Here is a 15,964-nt window from a genome sequence, read left to right as displayed (position 1 = left end):
CAGATGCACCAGGACGACCTCTTGTGCACAGCCCTTCGAGACGGTTGCTTCGCAACCTCCTCAGGAGCGTGGTCGCTCAGGCGGACGGGGCGTGGATCTCCCGCTTGAGGATCTTGCCCGTCGGGCCCTTGGGCAGCTCGTCGAGGACCCACACGGTGCGCGGGTACTTGTAGGCCGCGATCCGGTCCTTGACGTACTGCTTGATCTCCTCGGTGTCAGCCGCAGCGCCCTCGCGCAGGGACACGGCGGCGCCGATGTCCTCGCCGAGCTCCGGGTGCGGGACGCCCACGACGGCGCACTCGAGGACGTCGGGGTGGGAGTAGAGCACCTCTTCGACCTCGCGGGGGTAGACGTTCATGCCGCCGCGGATGATGAGGTCCTTCTTGCGGTCGACGATCGTGTAGTAGCCGTCCTCGTCGACGCTCGCGATGTCGCCGCTGCGGAACCAACCGTCGGGGATCGCCTCGGCGGTCGCCTCGGGGTTGCCCCAGTAGCCCTTCATGATGTTGTCGCCGCGGATCGCGATCTCGCCGACACCCTCGCCGGGGCCGACCTCGTTGCCGTCGTCCCCGACCAGCTTCATCTCGCAGCCGGGGATGGCGCGGCCGATGGTGCCCGGCTTGGTCGGCTGGTCGAGCATGTTGAAGGACGCGACGGGCGAGGTCTCGGACAGGCCGTAGCCCTCGAGGAGGCTGACCTTGAAGGTCTCCTCGAACTCGCGCAGCGTCTCGCCGGGAAGCGAGGAGCCGCCCGACACGCAGGTGCGCAGGGACGAGGTGTCGGTCTCGGTGACGCTCGGGTGGTGGAGCATCGCGCCGTACATCGTCGGCACGCCCTCGAAGATCGTCACCTTGTCGCGGGCGATGACCTCCAGGGCCTTGCCCGGCTCGAAGCGCGGGACGAGCGTCAGGGTCGCGCCGCTGCGCACGGCCGCGCCGAGCCCGCAGGTCAGCCCGAAGACGTGGAAGAGCGGCAGGCAGCCCATGATGACGTCACCGGGGGCGATCTTGATGATGTCCTCGGCCGACCGCTTGGCGTTGAGGTCGAGGTTGTCGTGCGTGAGCTCGGCGCCCTTGGGGCGTCCGGTCGTGCCGGACGTGTAGAGGATGACCGCGGTGTCGTCGCCGGCACGCTCGAGTGGCGTCGCGATCGGCTCGCCCGCCGGCAGGTCCTCCTCGCTCGGGCCGACCGGGCCTGAGGTGATGACCGTGGTCGAGGTGCCCTCGGCCCCGATGTGCGCCTCGGCAGCGAAGTCGCCCCAGACGAAGGAGAACTTCGCGCCGGAGTCGTTGTAGAAGTACTCGATCTCCTGGCCCTTGAGCAGCGGGTTCATCGGCACGACGATGCCGCCGGCGAGCAGCGTCCCGTAGAAGAGGACGGGGAAGGCCGGGACATTGGGCAGGATCAGGGAGACGCGATCGCCCGGCTGCAGACCGGCAGCGCGCAGGGCGCCGGCCGCCTTGGCCGCGAGACCGTGCAGCTGCGCGTAGGTCAGCTCCGCGTCGTCGAGCTTGATGGCCACCGAGTCAGGGTGGTTCTGGGCGGTGGTGACCAGATTGGTCGCCAGGTTGGTCATCGTCGACTACTCCTCGGTAGGCCAGCGGGTGTGAGGGCAATCTCTCACGGCAGACCTCAGGAGTGGAAGGGGGGCACGCTGTCATGCTCCCGGACCGATCAGGTCCGAGAGCATGACAGGCGGCGCTCAGGAGCGCGGAGTCACTCTTCGGCGTCGGGTGCCGTGATCATGGGGAGTGCTGCGTCGAAGCGATCGGCGTAGGTCAGCGTCGGCAGGATGTGGCCCTGATCCGGCGCACTGTTGACCTGCTTGACCGCCCAGCTCGCTGCGCCAGCGCGCTGGTTGGGCGTGCCGTGGTGGCCGGGGTTGGTGAAGCCGCAGTCACCGACCAGGTAGGAGGCCCGGAGTCCGTCGAGGGTCCTCTTCTGGTTGAGGGCCTCGCCGCGGGCGTGGACGAGGAAGTAGGCGCCGTAGGCGTCGGCCATCAACTCGGTGCGCCGGGTGGCCTCGGGGCCGGTGAGGTCGGACTCGAAAAGGTTGTGGGCGTACTGCACCTGGTGGCCGTACTCGTGAGCCAGGATCGAACGCGGTCCGACCTTCGGGCCGACGCCGACGCCCGTCATCCCCTCCATGATCCCGTCACCCATGATGATGCGCTTGGAGACGTCCAGGCCGGTGTCCTGAGGGTCGAAGGCGAAGGCGTTGAAGCTGAAGATGGGATGGTTGCCGTCGCTCAGGCCGGGCGCCACGTCAAGCAGGTCGATGAGGAGCCCGGCGAGTTCGCGCACCTCCGGTTCGATCGGCTCGTCCGGGTCGCCCGAGAACGCGAAGGTCAGCACCCGGGCGAACCGCTCCTGGTCGGCGAAGACGTCCCCACCGTGCATCGGAATCAGCTCGATGTCCTGACCCGGGACGTCCCAGAAGTCCCGCAGGTCCTTCATCTGGCTCCGCAGCAGGTTGGTGTACTCGCCGTCGCTCCCGAAGGTGGCGGTCTTCGACTCCGACCCGTACACCAGCGCGTCGTACGTCACGAAGTCGCTCCACGGCATGAACGAGTAGATCAGCACCTCTGCGAAGCCCCAGTCACTTGTCTGCCCCCTCATCCAGTCTCTGAGCTGTGTGTCGGAGCACTCGTAGTCGTCAGGGTCGATGGCGCTCGCGGCAATCTGCGACCACTGCGTGTCACCCACACCGAGGCGAGCACGTGTCGTGGCCATCTGCTCGCTGAAGTCGCTCGGCAGCAGCGCCGAGATCTCACGGACCTTCGCCTTGACCTCGTCGGAGACGGTCGGCGAGGCGAGGATGGCATCGAGACGCTGCTGGAGCGTGTCACCCGGGGTGGCCGTAGCGGTCTGCGCGGCAGGGGTCTGCGCGGTGGTGGCGATTGCGGGCGCGGTGGCCAGCATCCCGATGGACGTGCAGGCAACGACCAAGGCGGCTGAGGAACGACGGAGTTTCATGCGTGGTGCTCTCCCTAACGGGTGTCATCGGGCCCACTTGGGCGCCCTCACCGCCGGGGTGGCGGTGACAGCATGCTTCCGCGAGTGTGACGACGAGCACAGTGCAAGAACTGCACATATGGTTGGTGCATGGAACAACCGGGCGTCGCCACGTCGAGCGCATGGGTCGAAGAGGTGTGTCGGTCCGCCCTCGCCCTGGCCATGCGAGCCGACGCTGGGGGAGCCACGGACCTCATCGCTGGTGCGCTGCGTACCCCGGGCCGGACTGACGCCGACGTCGTGCCCCTGGTGTCGACCCTGTTGACGGTGTCCCACTGGACGGGCGAGCGGGACCGCGCGCTCGAGGTGGTCGGACCCCTCCTGACCGAACCACTGAGCGCGACAACGCGGGGCAAGGTCCTCACCGACATGGCCCTGCTCGTCCCGCGGGAGAAGGAGATCAGGGGGCGAGAGGGACTGGCCGAGCTGACGATCGCCGGCGACGACCAGGGACGGGCGAGCGCCATGCTCGGCCTCGCCTTCCCGAGCGTCACCCTGCTCCCGGGCCTGGACCACCGGCTGCGTCTGTGCGATGCGGCCGAGTCCCTCGGGCGCCAGCTGGGCGACGAGGCGATCGTGCAGCGCTCGGCGGCTGTCCGGGGCGCGGTCCTGGCCTACGGCGGCCGCATCGACGAGGCGAGCGACTCCTTTCGATCCGTGTGGGACCGGGCGGACGTCGAGAACCCCAGCATGGTGACCTGGTGCGGCAACGCCCTTGTCAACCACGCTCTCATCCTTCTCGGGCTCGGTGAGTACGACGAGGCCGCGGCCATGGCCGATGTGGCCGAGATCCGCTTCCTCGGGAGTCGGCACCGGGGGTTGCTGCAGGCGACCCGCGCCGCGGCCCTGATCCATCGCTGCCGACACCGAGCCGCCCTCGAGGTCCTCGACTCGATCTCGGGGCGCGCCGAGGAGCTGACATCCCTCGTCACCCTGCTGCGGTCCGCGGCCACGGTCGAGGTCGGACGGTACGTCCCGCGTGAGGACCTCACCGAGGAGGTCGAGGCCCAGGAGCAGGTGAGCATGCTGACCGGGTGGCTGGGCCGGGTCGTCCAGGCGGACCTGCGGGCCGCGCGGAGGGAGCCTCGGCCGCACCGCGACCTCGGCCCGGCGCTGCGCCGGTTGGCTCCCAGCCGTCCCGCACTGGCCTGGGACGGCTTGGCGCTCGCGCTCGCCAGACACGCGCCCGAGGAGGCGGCTGAGACGCTGGCGGACATGTGGGACTTCTGGCCCGTCGGTGAGCGCGCGGCGATCCAGCGCGACTTCACCGAGACGCTCCTGGGGCGGCACGACCCGTACCCCGCCTACCTCGACATCGCCCGACGGTACGCCCAGCGAGGGGAGGTGCTGCCGGCCGCCGAGGCCATGCGCAGGGCCTCGCGCGTCGCACCCTCCGGCAGCGAGTCGCTGACGGCCCACCGGTCGGCGATCGACCTGCTGTCGGGCACGGACGCGGAGCGCACGCTCGCATCGCTGCTGCGCGAGCGGCGGGTGCGACGAGCGCCGGGCACGGCGACCATCCCGGACAGCCAGCGGTACTCCGTCAACGGAGGGCTCACTCCGCGCGAGTCCGAAGTTGCGCAGCGGGCCGCCCAGGGCCTCACGTCCAAGGAGATCGCGGCCGAGCTGGGCATCAGCGTCGGCACCGCGCGCAACCACCTCCAGCGGCTGCGGGACAAGCTGGGGATCCGGTCCAAGCGAGAGCTCGCTCGCTGGGCCGAGGCCCGCTGAGGTGTGCTGGTCGGCACGTTCCGGCGGGGAAGCCCTGTCGGGTCCGTGCGGCAGGATGGTCGGGTGAGCGAGATCCCCGACGACGCCCGACACGCATGGACCGATCTGGCCGAGCAGGCCACGGCGGCGCAGTTCGCCTACCACGTCAAGGACGCACCGACGATCAGTGACGCCGAGTACGACCGGCTCATCCGTGGGCTGAAGGAGCTCGAGGAGGCCCACCCTTCGCTGCGCACGCCTGACTCGCCGACGCAGACCGTGGGCGGTGCGATCTTCTCCACCGACTTCACCGCCGTCGACCACCTCGAGCGGATGCTCAGCCTCGACAACGCCTTCGACGGTGACGAGCTGCTCGACTGGGCGCGCCGCGTCGAGCAGGAGGTGAGCGGCTTCCACTACCTGTGCGAGCTCAAGATCGACGGTCTGGCCATCAACCTCCTGTACGAAGGGGGGCGCCTGACCCGCGCGTTGACCCGCGGCGACGGCCGCACCGGCGAGGACGTGACGATGAATGTCCGCACCATCGAGGGCATCCCGACGCAGCTGGACGGCAGCGAGCACCCCGTACCGGACCTCGTCGAGGTCCGGGGTGAGGTCTTCTTCCGGCTCGAGGACTTCGCCGAGCTCAACGCCGGCCTCGTCGAGGCGGGCAAGGCTCCCTTCGCCAACCCGCGCAACTCTGCCGCAGGGTCCTTGCGGCAGAAGGACCCTCGCGTCACGGCCCGTCGCCCGCTGCACATGCTCGTGCACGGCATGGGCCGACGCGAGGGCTTCGACATCGACAGCCAGAGCCATGCCTACGAGCTCATGGCCGGCTGGGGGCTGCCGACCTCACCGCACTACCGGGTCTTCGACTCGATGACCAAGGTGCGCCGCTTCATCACCGAGGTGGAGGAGCAGCGCCACGAGTACGACCACGAGATCGACGGCGTGGTGGTCAAGGTCGACGAGATCGCGATCCAGCGCCGCCTCGGCACCACCTCGCGGGCACCCCGCTGGGCCATCGCGTGGAAGTACCCGCCCGAGGAGGTCAACACCACGCTCCTCGACATCCAGGTCAACGTCGGACGCACGGGGCGGGTCACCCCCTTCGGCGTGATGGAGCCGGTGACCGTCGCCGGCTCGACGGTCTCCCTCGCGACGCTCCACAACGGTCACGAGGTCAAGCGCAAGGGCGTGCTCATCGGGGACACGATCGTCCTGCGCAAGGCAGGTGACGTCATCCCCGAGATCCTCGGGCCGGTCGTCGAGCTGCGCGACGGCACCGAGCGCGAGTTCGTCATGCCCACCCACTGCCCGGCCTGCGGCACCGAGCTCGGCCAGCAAAAAGAGGGCGACAAGGACATCCGCTGCCCCAACTCGCGCACCTGCCCGAGCCAGCTGCGCGAGCGGCTCTCCTCGCTCGCCGGTCGAGGGGCCTTCGACATCGAGGCCCTGGGGTGGGAGGGCGCGGTCGGACTGCTCGACTCGGGCGTGCTGACCGACGAGGGCGGCCTCTTCGGCCTGACCGCCGAGGACATCGCGCGCGTGCCGCTCTTCACCCGGACGGCCAAGAAGAGCGACCCGCAGGAGGCCGTGCACGACGGGCGCGTCCTGTCGGCCAACGGCGCCAAGCTCGCCGAGCACCTCCAGCAGGCCAAGCAGCAGCCGCTGTGGCGGGTGCTCGTCGCGCTGTCGATCCGCCACGTCGGACCGACCGCTGCTCGGGCACTGGCCCAGCACTTCGGCTCCATCGCCGCGATCCGCGAGGCCGACGAGGAGGCACTCGCCGATGTCGAGGGTGTCGGGCCGACCATCGCGGCCTCCGTGCGCGAGTGGTTCGACGGCGAGGGCAACGAGTGGCACCGCGGCATCGTCGAGCAGTGGGCAGCCGACGGCGTGCGCATGGAGGACGAGCGCGACGAGTCGATCACCCAGACGCTCGAGGGCGTCACCGTCGTCGTCACCGGTTCGCTCGAGCGCTACTCGCGGGACAGCGCCAAGGAGGCGATCCTCGAGCGGGGCGGCAAGGCATCGGGCTCGGTGAGCAAGAAGACGCACTGGGTCGTCGTCGGCGACAACGCCGGCACCAAGGAGGCCAAGGCTCGCGACCTGGGTCGGCCGATCCTCACCGAGGACGAGTTCACCGAGCTGCTCGAGACCGGGAGCGTGGCGCGCTTCGCCGAGCCCGAGCCCGAGCCCGAGCCCGAGGACGAGTCCGAGGCCGAGCCCGAGGCGAAGGACGAGTCCTGACCGGCGCCGATGGGGTGCCGGCGTCGGACTCTCCCTTCGGCAGTCCGCTCGCGGTCTGGTCGAGTCGGCACTACCGGACGAAGGGGGTGCCCCTCACCTGTGAGTGGGAGGGGGAGCGCGGGGTCGCGCTGCCGCTGCGCCCACCGCCGTGGTGGGCCGTCCCGCTCTTCGGGCTGCTCACCATCGCCATCGTGGCCGCTCTCGTGGCCGGCGCGGTGCGCCTCGTGCGTGGTGGGACGACAGCGGGGCCGGTGTCCCTCGTCGCCGGGTTCGCCGTCCTGCTGCTCTTCGCCTGGCTCTTCGCGCTCGCGACCCGCGAGTCGCTCAGGCGGCGACGTGAGCCGGGACAGATCGGGGTGACCCCGACCTGGCTCGTGGCGGATCGGGTGCAGGTGCAGTGGACGCTCGTCGACGCGGTCCTGGCCACCCAGGAGCAGCGACAGGGACACCTGCGTCCGATCGACAACGCCTGCGTGAGCGTCGAGGGACGGACGATCACGCTCTACGAGGCGCGGCACCTCGACGTCGAGCCGCGAGCCACGCTGGAGGCGCTTCGACGGCTGCACCGCAACCCGGCGCTGCGTGCGCGGCTGGCGACGGACGACGGCCCGGGCATCTTCACCCGGGTGCCGGCCGAAGGGAGCAGGTCATGACCGCCGGCATCACGCGCGCCACCCTGCAGTGGTACATCGACTCCGCCCTGGCCAAGCTGCTCGCGCGGGCGGACGAGCTGGACGAGGTCGGGGGAGCCGAGCTGCTGTGCCGCCAGCCCGAGGTCGAGGGGGCCAACAGCGTCTACGCCCTGATCGTCCACTGCTGCGGTGTGATGGAGCGGTGGGGCGGCGAGACGATCGCCGGTCGATCGATCTCCCGGGACCGGTCGGCGGAGTTCACCGCGGCGGGCACTCTCGACCAGCTCGAGGCGATCGTCGCCGCGCAGCGACGGCGCTGGGTGGAGGATCTCGCCGACTTCGAGGCCGACGAGGTCCCGCGCGGACCCGATGGCTGGGAGGAGGGCGACCCCGAGCCGATCACGCAGGGTTTCGTCGCGCTCCACGTCGTCGAAGAGCTCTTCCAGCACCTCGGACATGTCGATCTGAGCGTCGATCTGGTGCGGGGGCGTTGAGGGACACACGTGGCGCTGTCGCCGGGAGGTGGTCTGCACGACTACCGTCGGGGGTGTGAGCGACGACAGCGTGACCACCCCAGAGCCCGAACAGCAGTCCTTCGCCGACCTCGGCCTCGACGAGCGCGTGGTGCGCGCACTCAAGGACATCGGCTACGAGACACCCTCTCCGATCCAGGCGGCGACCATCCCCGCCCTCCTCGAGGGGCGCCACGTCGTGGGCCTCGCCCAGACCGGTACCGGCAAGACCGCGGCCTTCGCGCTGCCGATCCTCAGCCGGCTCGACGTCAAGCAAAAGCTGCCGCAGGCCCTGATCCTCGCGCCCACCCGTGAGCTGGCGCTCCAGGTCTGCGAGGCGATCGAGAAGTACGCCTCCCGGGTGCCGGGCGTGCGCGTCCTGCCCGTCTACGGCGGCCAGGGCTATGGCGTGCAGCTGAGCGCCCTGCGGCGCGGCGTGCACATCGTCGTCGGTACCCCCGGACGCATCATGGACCACCTCGACAAGGGCACGCTCGACCTGTCGGAGCTGCGTTTCCTCGTGCTCGACGAAGCCGACGAGATGCTCAAGATGGGCTTCGCCGAGGACGTCGAGACGATCCTCGCCGACACCCCGGACGACAAGAATGTCGCGCTCTTCTCCGCGACGATGCCCTCGCAGATCCGGCGCATCTCCAAGAAGTACCTCACGGACGCGCTCGAGATCACCGTCGAGCGCAAGACCGCGACGGCGCCCAACATCACCCAGCGCTACCTCTTCGTCTCGTACCCGCAGAAGGTCGATGCGCTGACGAGGATCCTCGAGGTGGAGAACTTCGAGGGCATGATCGTCTTCGTCCGGACCAAGAACGAGACCGAGACCCTGGCGGAGAAGCTGCGGGCGCGCGGCTTCTCGGCGTCCGCCATCAACGGTGACGTGGCGCAGGCCCAGCGTGAGCGGACCGTCTCCCAGCTGAAGTCGGGCAAGCTCGACATCCTCGTCGCGACCGATGTCGCCGCCCGCGGCCTCGACGTCGAGCGGATCAGCCACGTCGTCAACTACGACATCCCGACCGACACCGAGTCCTACGTGCACCGCATCGGCCGCACCGGCCGGGCCGGACGCTCCGGCGACGCGATCTCCTTCGTCACCCCGCGCGAGCGCCACCTGCTGAAGTCGATCGAGAAGGCGACCCGCACGACGCTGACCGAGATGCCGTTGCCGTCCCCCGAGGACGTCAATGCCACCCGGCTGGGCCGCTTCGACGACCGGATCACGGCTGCGTTGGCTTCCAGCGACCTCGCGGACTTCCGCGGTGTCGTCGCCCACTACGTGGCCGAGCACGATGTGCCCGAGAGCGACGTCGCGGCTGCTCTGGCGATCCTGCTGCAGGGCGACGAGCCGATGCTGCTCGGCCCCGACCCGGTCCGTCCGCCGCGGCGTGAGCGTGACGACCGCGGACCTCGCCGCGACGACAGGGGTGGCTCCCAGAGCAGGGGCGAGCGCAATGACCGTGGCTCGCGAGGCGCCGGCGGACCGCGCGGTTCGTCGGGCCCGATGGCCACCTACCGGATCGCGGTCGGCAAGCGGCACAAGGTCGAGCCGCGCCAGATCGTCGGCGCACTGGCCAACGAGGGCGGCCTGGGCCGTCAGGACTTCGGGCGCATCGACATCCGCGGCGACCACTCGCTCGTCGAGCTCCCGGCCTCCCTGCCGGCCGGTACCAGCGACCGGCTCAGCCAGACCCGGATCTCCGGTCAGCTCATCGAGCTGAGCGAGACCAGCGAGCGCGCCGACAAGAAGCCGTACCGCAAGGGCCCGCGCACCTGATGGGTCCCGATCCCGACCCCGTGGACCGGCTGCTGATCGACGAGCTCGGGGACCTCCCTTCGGGGCGGACCGCGGTGATCGGTGACGATCACGGTGCGCTGGCCGCAGCGGTGGCCGAGCTGGCCGGGGCCGACGTCGTGGCCCACAGCGACAGCCTCGTCAGCGAGCGACGAGTGGCCGCCACTGGAGTCGACGTGGCGTCCGATCTCGTCACGGCTCTCACGGGTGCCCACCTCGTGGTGCTGCGCCTGCCCGCGTCCCTCGATGCCCTCGACGAGATCGCCCGCACCGCCGCGGTGGTGGGCGCACCGGACGTCCGGGTCGTTGCCGGTGGACGGGTCAAGCACATGACCCGATCGATGAATGACGTGCTCGCCGTGAGCTTCGAGCAGGTGAGCGCCAGCCTCGGTCGGCAGAAGTCACGCGTCCTGCACGCCGTGGGCCCGCGAGCGGTCGAGCAGAACTGGCCGCGCTCACGCCACCACGACGGCCTCGACCTGACCGTGCACGCGCACGGCGCGGCCTTCGCCGGTACGCGCGTCGACGCCGGGACGGCCCTGCTCGTCAGCCAGCTGGACCGGCTCGGCGACACCGACGCCACGGTCATCGACCTCGGCTGCGGCACCGGCATCCTCGCCGCGCTCCTGGCCCGTCGCTTTGCCGATGTGGTCGCGCTGGACGTGTCGTCTGCAGCGGTGGCCTCGACCAGGGCGACGACGAGAGGCGCGCTCGACGTGCGACGCACGGACGGTCTGACCGAGCTGGCGGATGCCTCCGTGGGCGCCATCGTGAGCAACCCGCCCTTCCACGTCGGCACCGCCAAGGACTCGACGCCCACGCTGGAGATGATCGACGACGCGGCTCGGGTCCTCGTGCCCGGTGGTGAGCTGGTGCTGGTGTACAACGCGCACCTGCCCTATCTGCAGCGTCTGCGAGACCTCGGCCCCACCGACGTCCTCGTGCGTGACCGCAGCTACATCGTCACGCGCACCGTCCGCGCCTGACGTTCTCCCGGGCCGACCCTTCGGACATGACGAAGGGGGGATGTCGCCGACGTGGACGACATCCCCCCTTCGGGGTCGGGACCGATCAGCCGAGCGCCTTGACGGCCGCGTCGTAGTCGGGCTCCTGGGTGATCTCGGGGACGAGCTCGGTGTGCAGGACCTTGCCGTCGGCGTCGAGGACGACGACCGAGCGGGCGAGCAGACCGGCCATCGGGCCGTCGGCCATCGTCACGCCGTAGTCCTCACCGAATGAGGAGCGGAAGGTCGAGCCGACCTTGACCTTGTCGATGCCCTCGGCGCCGCAGAAACGAGCCTGCGCGAAGGGGAGGTCCTGGGAGACGTTGACGACGGTCGTGTTGTCGAGGCTGGCGGCGAGCTCGTTGAACTTGCGCACGCTCGCAGCGCAGACACCGGTGTCGATGCTGGGGAAGATGTTGAGGACGACGCGACCGGAGACGTCGGCGGTGGTCAGCGCCGACAGTCCGTCGCCGACGAGGTCGAAGGCCGGAGCGGTGGCGCCGGCGGCCGGCAGCTCGCCGACGGTGTTGACGGGGTTGCCCTTGAATGCGGTGGTAGCCATGCCTTATGCCTACACCCTCAGGCGCGACGAGTCACGACCGGCCCGAGGTGTGGGCGCTCAGCCGAGGAGGTTCTTCACGAGCAGGGCCACCGGGACGAGCACGAGGGCGGACAGGCCCATCACGCCCATGACGAGCGCACCCTTGGACTCGGCGTCGAGCGTCGCGCGCCAGCCCGCGCGGGTCATGACCTCCCTGACCGGCTGGTTGATCTCTGCGGTGGAGAACTCGAAGTCGACCCTCTTCTTGAAGCCATCCAGCCCCAGGCCGTACTCGACCCGTCGGGTGCGGCCCCACTGGCGTCCGGACTGCACCGCCAGCTGGGCACCGAGGTGCGTCACCCCGGCGCTCGCCTCGAGCCGGCGCGACTCGTCGGTCCGGCGGATCACCCCCTTCGTCCCGGTGGGGGTGAAGCGTGCGACGAAGGTCTGCCGCAGGTGGTGGGCCGTCGCGACGTGCTGCCAGCGCGCGTCGACGAGATCGGCGTGCACGAGGATCGAGCGGCCGTTGCTGCGCACGACATAGGGCGTGCCTGCGAAGGCCTCCGCCAGCGCCGGGGCCAGCCACTCGACCGGCCACGGGTTCTTGCGGTCGGTCGCGGGAGGAAGGGGGGCCGCCGGGGGAGCGACGACGGTGTGGCCCCCTTCGTCCACCAGCGCGGGGTCGGTCTCTCGGAGGTGGCCGACGAGGCCCCAGGTCGTCGTGGCGACCGCGATGCCCCAGACGAGCGCCCAGCCGGCCGCAGGCCACGGCTGGCCGGTGCTGGCGAAGAGCGCCGCGCCACCGACGAGGGCCAGCGCGAAGGCCAGGATCGCCGCACCGAAGATCAGCGCCTTGACGCGGCGGGACATCATGCGGGCAGCGGCCCCGGGCCCGGAACGGTGGCCTCGTGACCATCGGCGCGCAGGCGGGAGCGCAGTCGCTCGGCGATCTCGTCGAAGCGCTCGGCGGGCACGTCCTTCATGATCGCGTGCGGCTCGACCTCGGCCGCGGAGGCCGCCGGCCACACGTGCACGTGCAGGTGGGGAACCTCGAAGCCCTCGAGCATCAGGGCGACCCGCGGGGTCTGCCACTCGGCCTGCTGCGCGCGGCCGATGAGCCGGGCGACCTCCTGCAGGTGCGCCCAGGTGGTCGGATCCGCATCGGTCCACTGCTCGATCTCGGCGCGGGAGACGATCATCGTGTGGCCGTCGGTGACCGGCTCGATCGTCAGGAAGGCCACGCAGGTCTCGTCGGACCACACGAACCGTCCGGGGATCTCGCCGTTGATGATCTTCGTGAAGAGAGTCGCCATGTCACCCAGCCTAAGGTGGAGACATGCCACAGGTCAGCGCCGACGTGCACGTCCCGATCCCGCCGGACCTCGCCTTCGCCGTGTCCCAGACGACCGGTGCGGTCCGCCGACGGTGGGACCCCTTCATCCGCGAGCAGCGCTTCCTCGACGGAGCGGTCGAGCCGGGGGTGGGGGTGCGCACCTACACCCGCTCGTCCTTCGCCGGGCCGATCTCGCCGAGCATGGTCAGCGAGTACGTCTCGTGGCGCCCGCCCACGTCAGTCGGGATGACCATGGTGCGGGGGCCGTGGTTCTTCGCGCGCTTCGGCGGCGGGTGGCGCTTCCAGCCCGATGGTGACGGCACGCTCGCGGTGTGGAAGTACACCTACGACGTGCGCCCCACCTGGCTGCAGCGCATCGCCCACCCGATCGGCCAGTGGCTGCTCGGCCGGGAGATCCGCAAGCGGATCGACGGCTTCGCCGGGGGGTGCCGGGACGAGCAGGTGCTCGCGGCGGCCCGTGCGGACATGGCCCGTCGTGCCGGTGCCGACCAGCAGGCCGAAGGGGGCGAGGTCGCGTGAGTGACTCTCTTCGCCTCGCGGGGTGCCAGTGGACCTCCACCGGCGACCCGGTCGCCAACCTCGCGCGCATCGACGAGCTCACCGGTCGCGCCGCCGAGGCCGGCGCGCGGCTGGTGGTCCACCCGGAGGCGGCGATGGCCTCCTTCGCCGGGCGGCTCGACACGGTCGCCGAGCCGCTCGACGGGCGTTTCGCCGACGGGGTCCGCTCGCTCGCCGAGCGCCATGGCGTGAGCATCGTCGTCGGTATGTTCGCCCCCGCCGACCAGATCACGACCGCTGACGGCCGGGAGCGCTCGCGGGTGCACAACACGCTGTTCGCCACCGGGCCCGGCACGACCGAGACGAGCTACCGCAAGATCCACCTCTACGACGCCTTCGGCAACACGGAGTCCGACACCGTGGCGCCGGGGGAGGAGGTCGTCACGGTCGACGTCGACGGCTGGCGGGTCGGCCTGGCCACCTGCTACGACGTGCGCTTCGCCGATCACTTCACCGCGCTCGGCCGGGCCGGTGCGCAGGTCGTCGTGCTGCCGGCGTCATGGGGTGACGGGCCCGGCAAGGCGAGTCAGTGGGACCTGCTGACGCGGGCCCGTGCCCACGACGCCCAGGCGTGGCTGCTCGCCGTCGGCCAGGCGTGGACGGCTGACTCGGTGCGCGGCCCCTACGGCATCGGCCGCTCCGTCCTCGCCGACCCCACCGGCGAGGTCCGCGCCCGCCTGGGCGGGGGAGAGGACGTGCTGGTCGGCGAGATCGACCGGCAGGCCGTCGAGAGTGCCCGGTCCGCCGTGCCCCTCCTGTGACCCCACCCGCCGGGCCGTCGAGCGGACCCGGTCCGCCGTGCCCCTCCTGTGACCCCACCCGCCGGGCCGTCCTCTGGCTGCCCCGCCGCGCCGTTACGCGCGGGTACGACGACATGTTGGTGGACATCGGATGGTCAGCCCCCCATGGGGCGGGGGCTGTGGGGGCGGCGGTCACGCAACGTGTCGTCGTACCCGCGAGTCACGTTGCGCTACTGTGCGAAGGACGAGGTCACGGACCCGCTCGGGGTGGTGCATGACCTGGTCCCAGCTGAAGCGCAGGACCAGCCACCCGTCCGCGACCAGCCGGTTGTACCGGATGCAGTCGCGCTCGAGGGCCTCGCGCTGCCCGTGCCACTCGAAGGAATCCGCCTCGATGACGATCCGCAGCTCCTCGTCCGCCAGATCGACGCGGCCGATCGGCCCGTCACCATCCGTGATCTCCACCTGTGGCTGGACGCTCAGTCCCGAGATGTCCGAGACGATCCAGCGCAGCACCGACTCGAAGGGGTTCGCCGCCAGAGGGCTCGCCATCCGGACGAGGCTCTCGACTCTGCTGGAAGACTTGCGAGGCAGACCCGCCGAAGCGAAGAGCAGCTCATCCCGGTCGATCGCACCTTCGCGCAGCGCGGAGTCGAGGACAGCCAGCCCCTCATCTGCCGGTAGTAGAACCGCGCAGTCCATGGCGGTCCGCACCCGAGAGGTCACCCAGCCGTCGTCGCGGTCGCCCGGCAGCACTGGTCGCCATCGCACGTCGATCGACCGTCGAGCACGTGGAGAGACCTTGCGGCCCAGGGGGACGGCCACCTGAGGGAGGGTGGCGACCCATTTGGTCGACCAGCCCCAGCGCGCCGCTGCACTCAGCAGGATCGCAGTCCCTGACAACTCGTGGGCAGCGCGCTGGCCGGAGAGGGCCAGCTCTGCAAGCTCAGCGCGTTCGCCGATGCGTGGCCTGACGGGAAGGGCATACCTCCCTCGGGACTGGCGCACCACGGATCCCGCCGCGAGGGCTCGTCGCAGGGACGCCTCGGTGACCTTGGCGAGCAGGTCGGCTCGAGAACCCATCCCGCCCAGTTCCGAAAGAACCTGATCTGGCTGCATGGCAAGCATTTTGGTGGCGGGGCCCAGATGCGTGCTTCGGGTTGTCCACAGGACATGTGACGCGCGGGTACGACGACAGAGTGTCGAGCGAAGCCTCAAACGACGCCGAGTTCCCGGGGGTTGGGTGCACCAAGGCCACGGAGCCTGTCGTCGTACCCGCGAGTCACAAGCGCCGACCGCATCAGGCTGTCAGGTGGCGGCCCATCCACGACAGCTGCGAAGGGGTCCTCGTCGTCGCAGTCGACACCCACCGGGATGCCGCGCAGCCGCGACTGGCGCCCCTGACCGCGTGAGCCGCCTAGTACTCGGCGTCGTCGAAGCGCCGGCCGGGGTCCCGCCCGCGTTGAACCACAGGGCCGGGGACTCCGCCGCGACTCCCGCCACACGCGCTCGCCCCAGCGACCCGGTGAGGAGCAGTGCCCCGTACCCGCCCAATGGACCCGCCGAGCAGTCCGATCCTCGTCGTGTCGATCGCCTGCTCGTCCGCGAGGAGCGGCAGGAGGTGCTCGGTGACGAGGGCGCCCAAGTCGCTCCCGTCGGCCCGGGCCTGCCAGTAGTTGTCGCCACCGTCGACCGCGGCCACGGCGAAGGGAAGTCCCCGTCGGCCAGCAGGTCGGCGAGGACCTCCTCGGCCCGCAGCCCACCTCCGAAGACCTGGTCGACGTGGCCTCCCTTGCCGTGCAGCACGACGCAGACGGCCACCTCGGCGTCACCGTCCG

Annotated in this window: 15 protein-coding genes; 8 read left to right on the top strand and 7 right to left on the bottom strand. The window is 70.6% G+C overall.

The genetic code is table 11. The features are described from left to right. Positions 1-76: 76 nt before the first annotated feature. The gene (locus ASG73_RS06545) at positions 77-1,576 is read right to left on the bottom strand and encodes a long-chain-fatty-acid--CoA ligase (protein WP_055992582.1); all 1,500 of its coding nucleotides are present in this window, start codon (positions 1,574-1,576) and stop codon (positions 77-79) included. 140 nt (positions 1,577-1,716) lie between these two features. Then, a complete protein-coding gene (locus ASG73_RS06540) occupies positions 1,717-2,976 on the bottom strand; it encodes a hypothetical protein (protein ID WP_156466173.1) in 1,260 nt (419 codons plus the stop codon). Between the two features lie 129 nt (positions 2,977-3,105). Here ASG73_RS06540 and ASG73_RS06535 point away from each other — a divergent pair, with 129 nt between their 5' ends. The 6 genes from ASG73_RS06535 to ASG73_RS06510 all read left to right on the top strand — a co-directional run bounded on the left by ASG73_RS06535 (position 3,106) and on the right by ASG73_RS06510 (position 10,915). Beyond that, positions 3,106-4,746 (top strand): helix-turn-helix transcriptional regulator, encoded by a 1,641-nt coding sequence (locus tag ASG73_RS06535; RefSeq protein WP_055992576.1) that lies wholly within the window; start codon positions 3,106-3,108, stop codon positions 4,744-4,746. Positions 4,747-4,809: 63 nt separating this feature from the next. Continuing rightward, complete coding sequence (gene ligA, locus ASG73_RS06530) at positions 4,810-6,978, top strand: NAD-dependent DNA ligase LigA (RefSeq protein WP_327077480.1); 2,169 nt, start codon at positions 4,810-4,812, stop codon at positions 6,976-6,978. Between the two features lie 86 nt (positions 6,979-7,064). Continuing rightward, positions 7,065-7,631: a hypothetical protein gene (locus tag ASG73_RS06525; RefSeq protein WP_156466172.1), complete on the top strand. Its 567-nt coding sequence runs from the start codon at positions 7,065-7,067 to the stop codon at positions 7,629-7,631. Next, positions 7,628-8,104 carry a mycothiol transferase gene (locus ASG73_RS06520; protein ID WP_055992567.1) on the top strand — a complete coding sequence of 159 codons (477 nt, stop codon included), beginning with the start codon at positions 7,628-7,630 and terminating at the stop codon, positions 8,102-8,104. The genes ASG73_RS06525 and ASG73_RS06520 overlap by 4 nt, the downstream gene beginning before the upstream one ends. Positions 8,105-8,159: 55 nt before the next feature. After that, on the top strand, positions 8,160-9,911 hold the full coding sequence (locus ASG73_RS06515) for a DEAD/DEAH box helicase (protein ID WP_055992564.1): 1,752 nt from the start codon (positions 8,160-8,162) through the stop codon (positions 9,909-9,911). Continuing rightward, positions 9,911-10,915 carry a class I SAM-dependent methyltransferase gene (locus tag ASG73_RS06510; protein WP_055992561.1) on the top strand — a complete coding sequence of 335 codons (1,005 nt, stop codon included), beginning with the start codon at positions 9,911-9,913 and terminating at the stop codon, positions 10,913-10,915. Before ASG73_RS06515 ends, ASG73_RS06510 begins: the two co-directional genes overlap by 1 nt. 85 nt (positions 10,916-11,000) lie before the next feature. Here ASG73_RS06510 and tpx read toward each other — a convergent pair whose 3' ends face one another. The 3 genes from tpx to ASG73_RS06495 are packed head-to-tail and all read right to left on the bottom strand — an operon-like array spanning position 11,001 to position 12,787. Continuing rightward, positions 11,001-11,495, bottom strand: coding sequence for a thiol peroxidase (tpx, locus tag ASG73_RS06505; protein WP_055992558.1), 495 nt, complete (start codon positions 11,493-11,495; stop codon positions 11,001-11,003). A 57-nt stretch (positions 11,496-11,552) separates the two neighbouring features. Continuing rightward, a complete protein-coding gene (locus ASG73_RS06500; protein ID WP_055992555.1) occupies positions 11,553-12,347 on the bottom strand; it encodes a hypothetical protein in 795 nt (264 codons plus the stop codon). Further along, positions 12,344-12,787, bottom strand: a complete 444-nt coding sequence (locus tag ASG73_RS06495; protein WP_055992552.1) for an HIT family protein — start codon at positions 12,785-12,787, stop codon at positions 12,344-12,346. The genes ASG73_RS06500 and ASG73_RS06495 overlap by 4 nt, the downstream gene beginning before the upstream one ends. A 23-nt stretch (positions 12,788-12,810) precedes the next feature. Here ASG73_RS06495 and ASG73_RS06490 point away from each other — a divergent pair, with 23 nt between their 5' ends. Both ASG73_RS06490 and ASG73_RS06485 read left to right on the top strand, forming a co-directional pair. Continuing rightward, positions 12,811-13,347: a type II toxin-antitoxin system RatA family toxin gene (locus ASG73_RS06490; protein ID WP_055992549.1), complete on the top strand. Its 537-nt coding sequence runs from the start codon at positions 12,811-12,813 to the stop codon at positions 13,345-13,347. Then, complete coding sequence (locus ASG73_RS06485) at positions 13,344-14,147, top strand: carbon-nitrogen hydrolase family protein (RefSeq protein WP_055992546.1); 804 nt, start codon at positions 13,344-13,346, stop codon at positions 14,145-14,147. Before ASG73_RS06490 ends, ASG73_RS06485 begins: the two co-directional genes overlap by 4 nt. Before the next feature lie 171 nt (positions 14,148-14,318). Here ASG73_RS06485 and ASG73_RS06480 read toward each other — a convergent pair whose 3' ends face one another. Together ASG73_RS06480 and ASG73_RS06470 are read right to left on the bottom strand one after the other, a co-directional pair. Beyond that, positions 14,319-15,209, bottom strand: coding sequence for a DUF559 domain-containing protein (locus tag ASG73_RS06480; protein WP_055992543.1), 891 nt, complete (start codon positions 15,207-15,209; stop codon positions 14,319-14,321). A 334-nt stretch (positions 15,210-15,543) separates the two neighbouring features. Further along, the gene (locus ASG73_RS06470) at positions 15,544-15,828 is read right to left on the bottom strand and encodes a hypothetical protein (protein WP_055992537.1); all 285 of its coding nucleotides are present in this window, start codon (positions 15,826-15,828) and stop codon (positions 15,544-15,546) included. Positions 15,829-15,964 lie beyond the last annotated feature (136 nt).

Origin of the sequence: Janibacter sp. Soil728 (genome assembly GCF_001428305.1) — a bacterium.
Classification (GTDB): domain Bacteria; phylum Actinomycetota; class Actinomycetes; order Actinomycetales; family Dermatophilaceae; genus Janibacter.
Note: the sequence above shows the minus strand (reverse complement) of the source record. Positions and strands in the feature narration are given on the sequence as shown.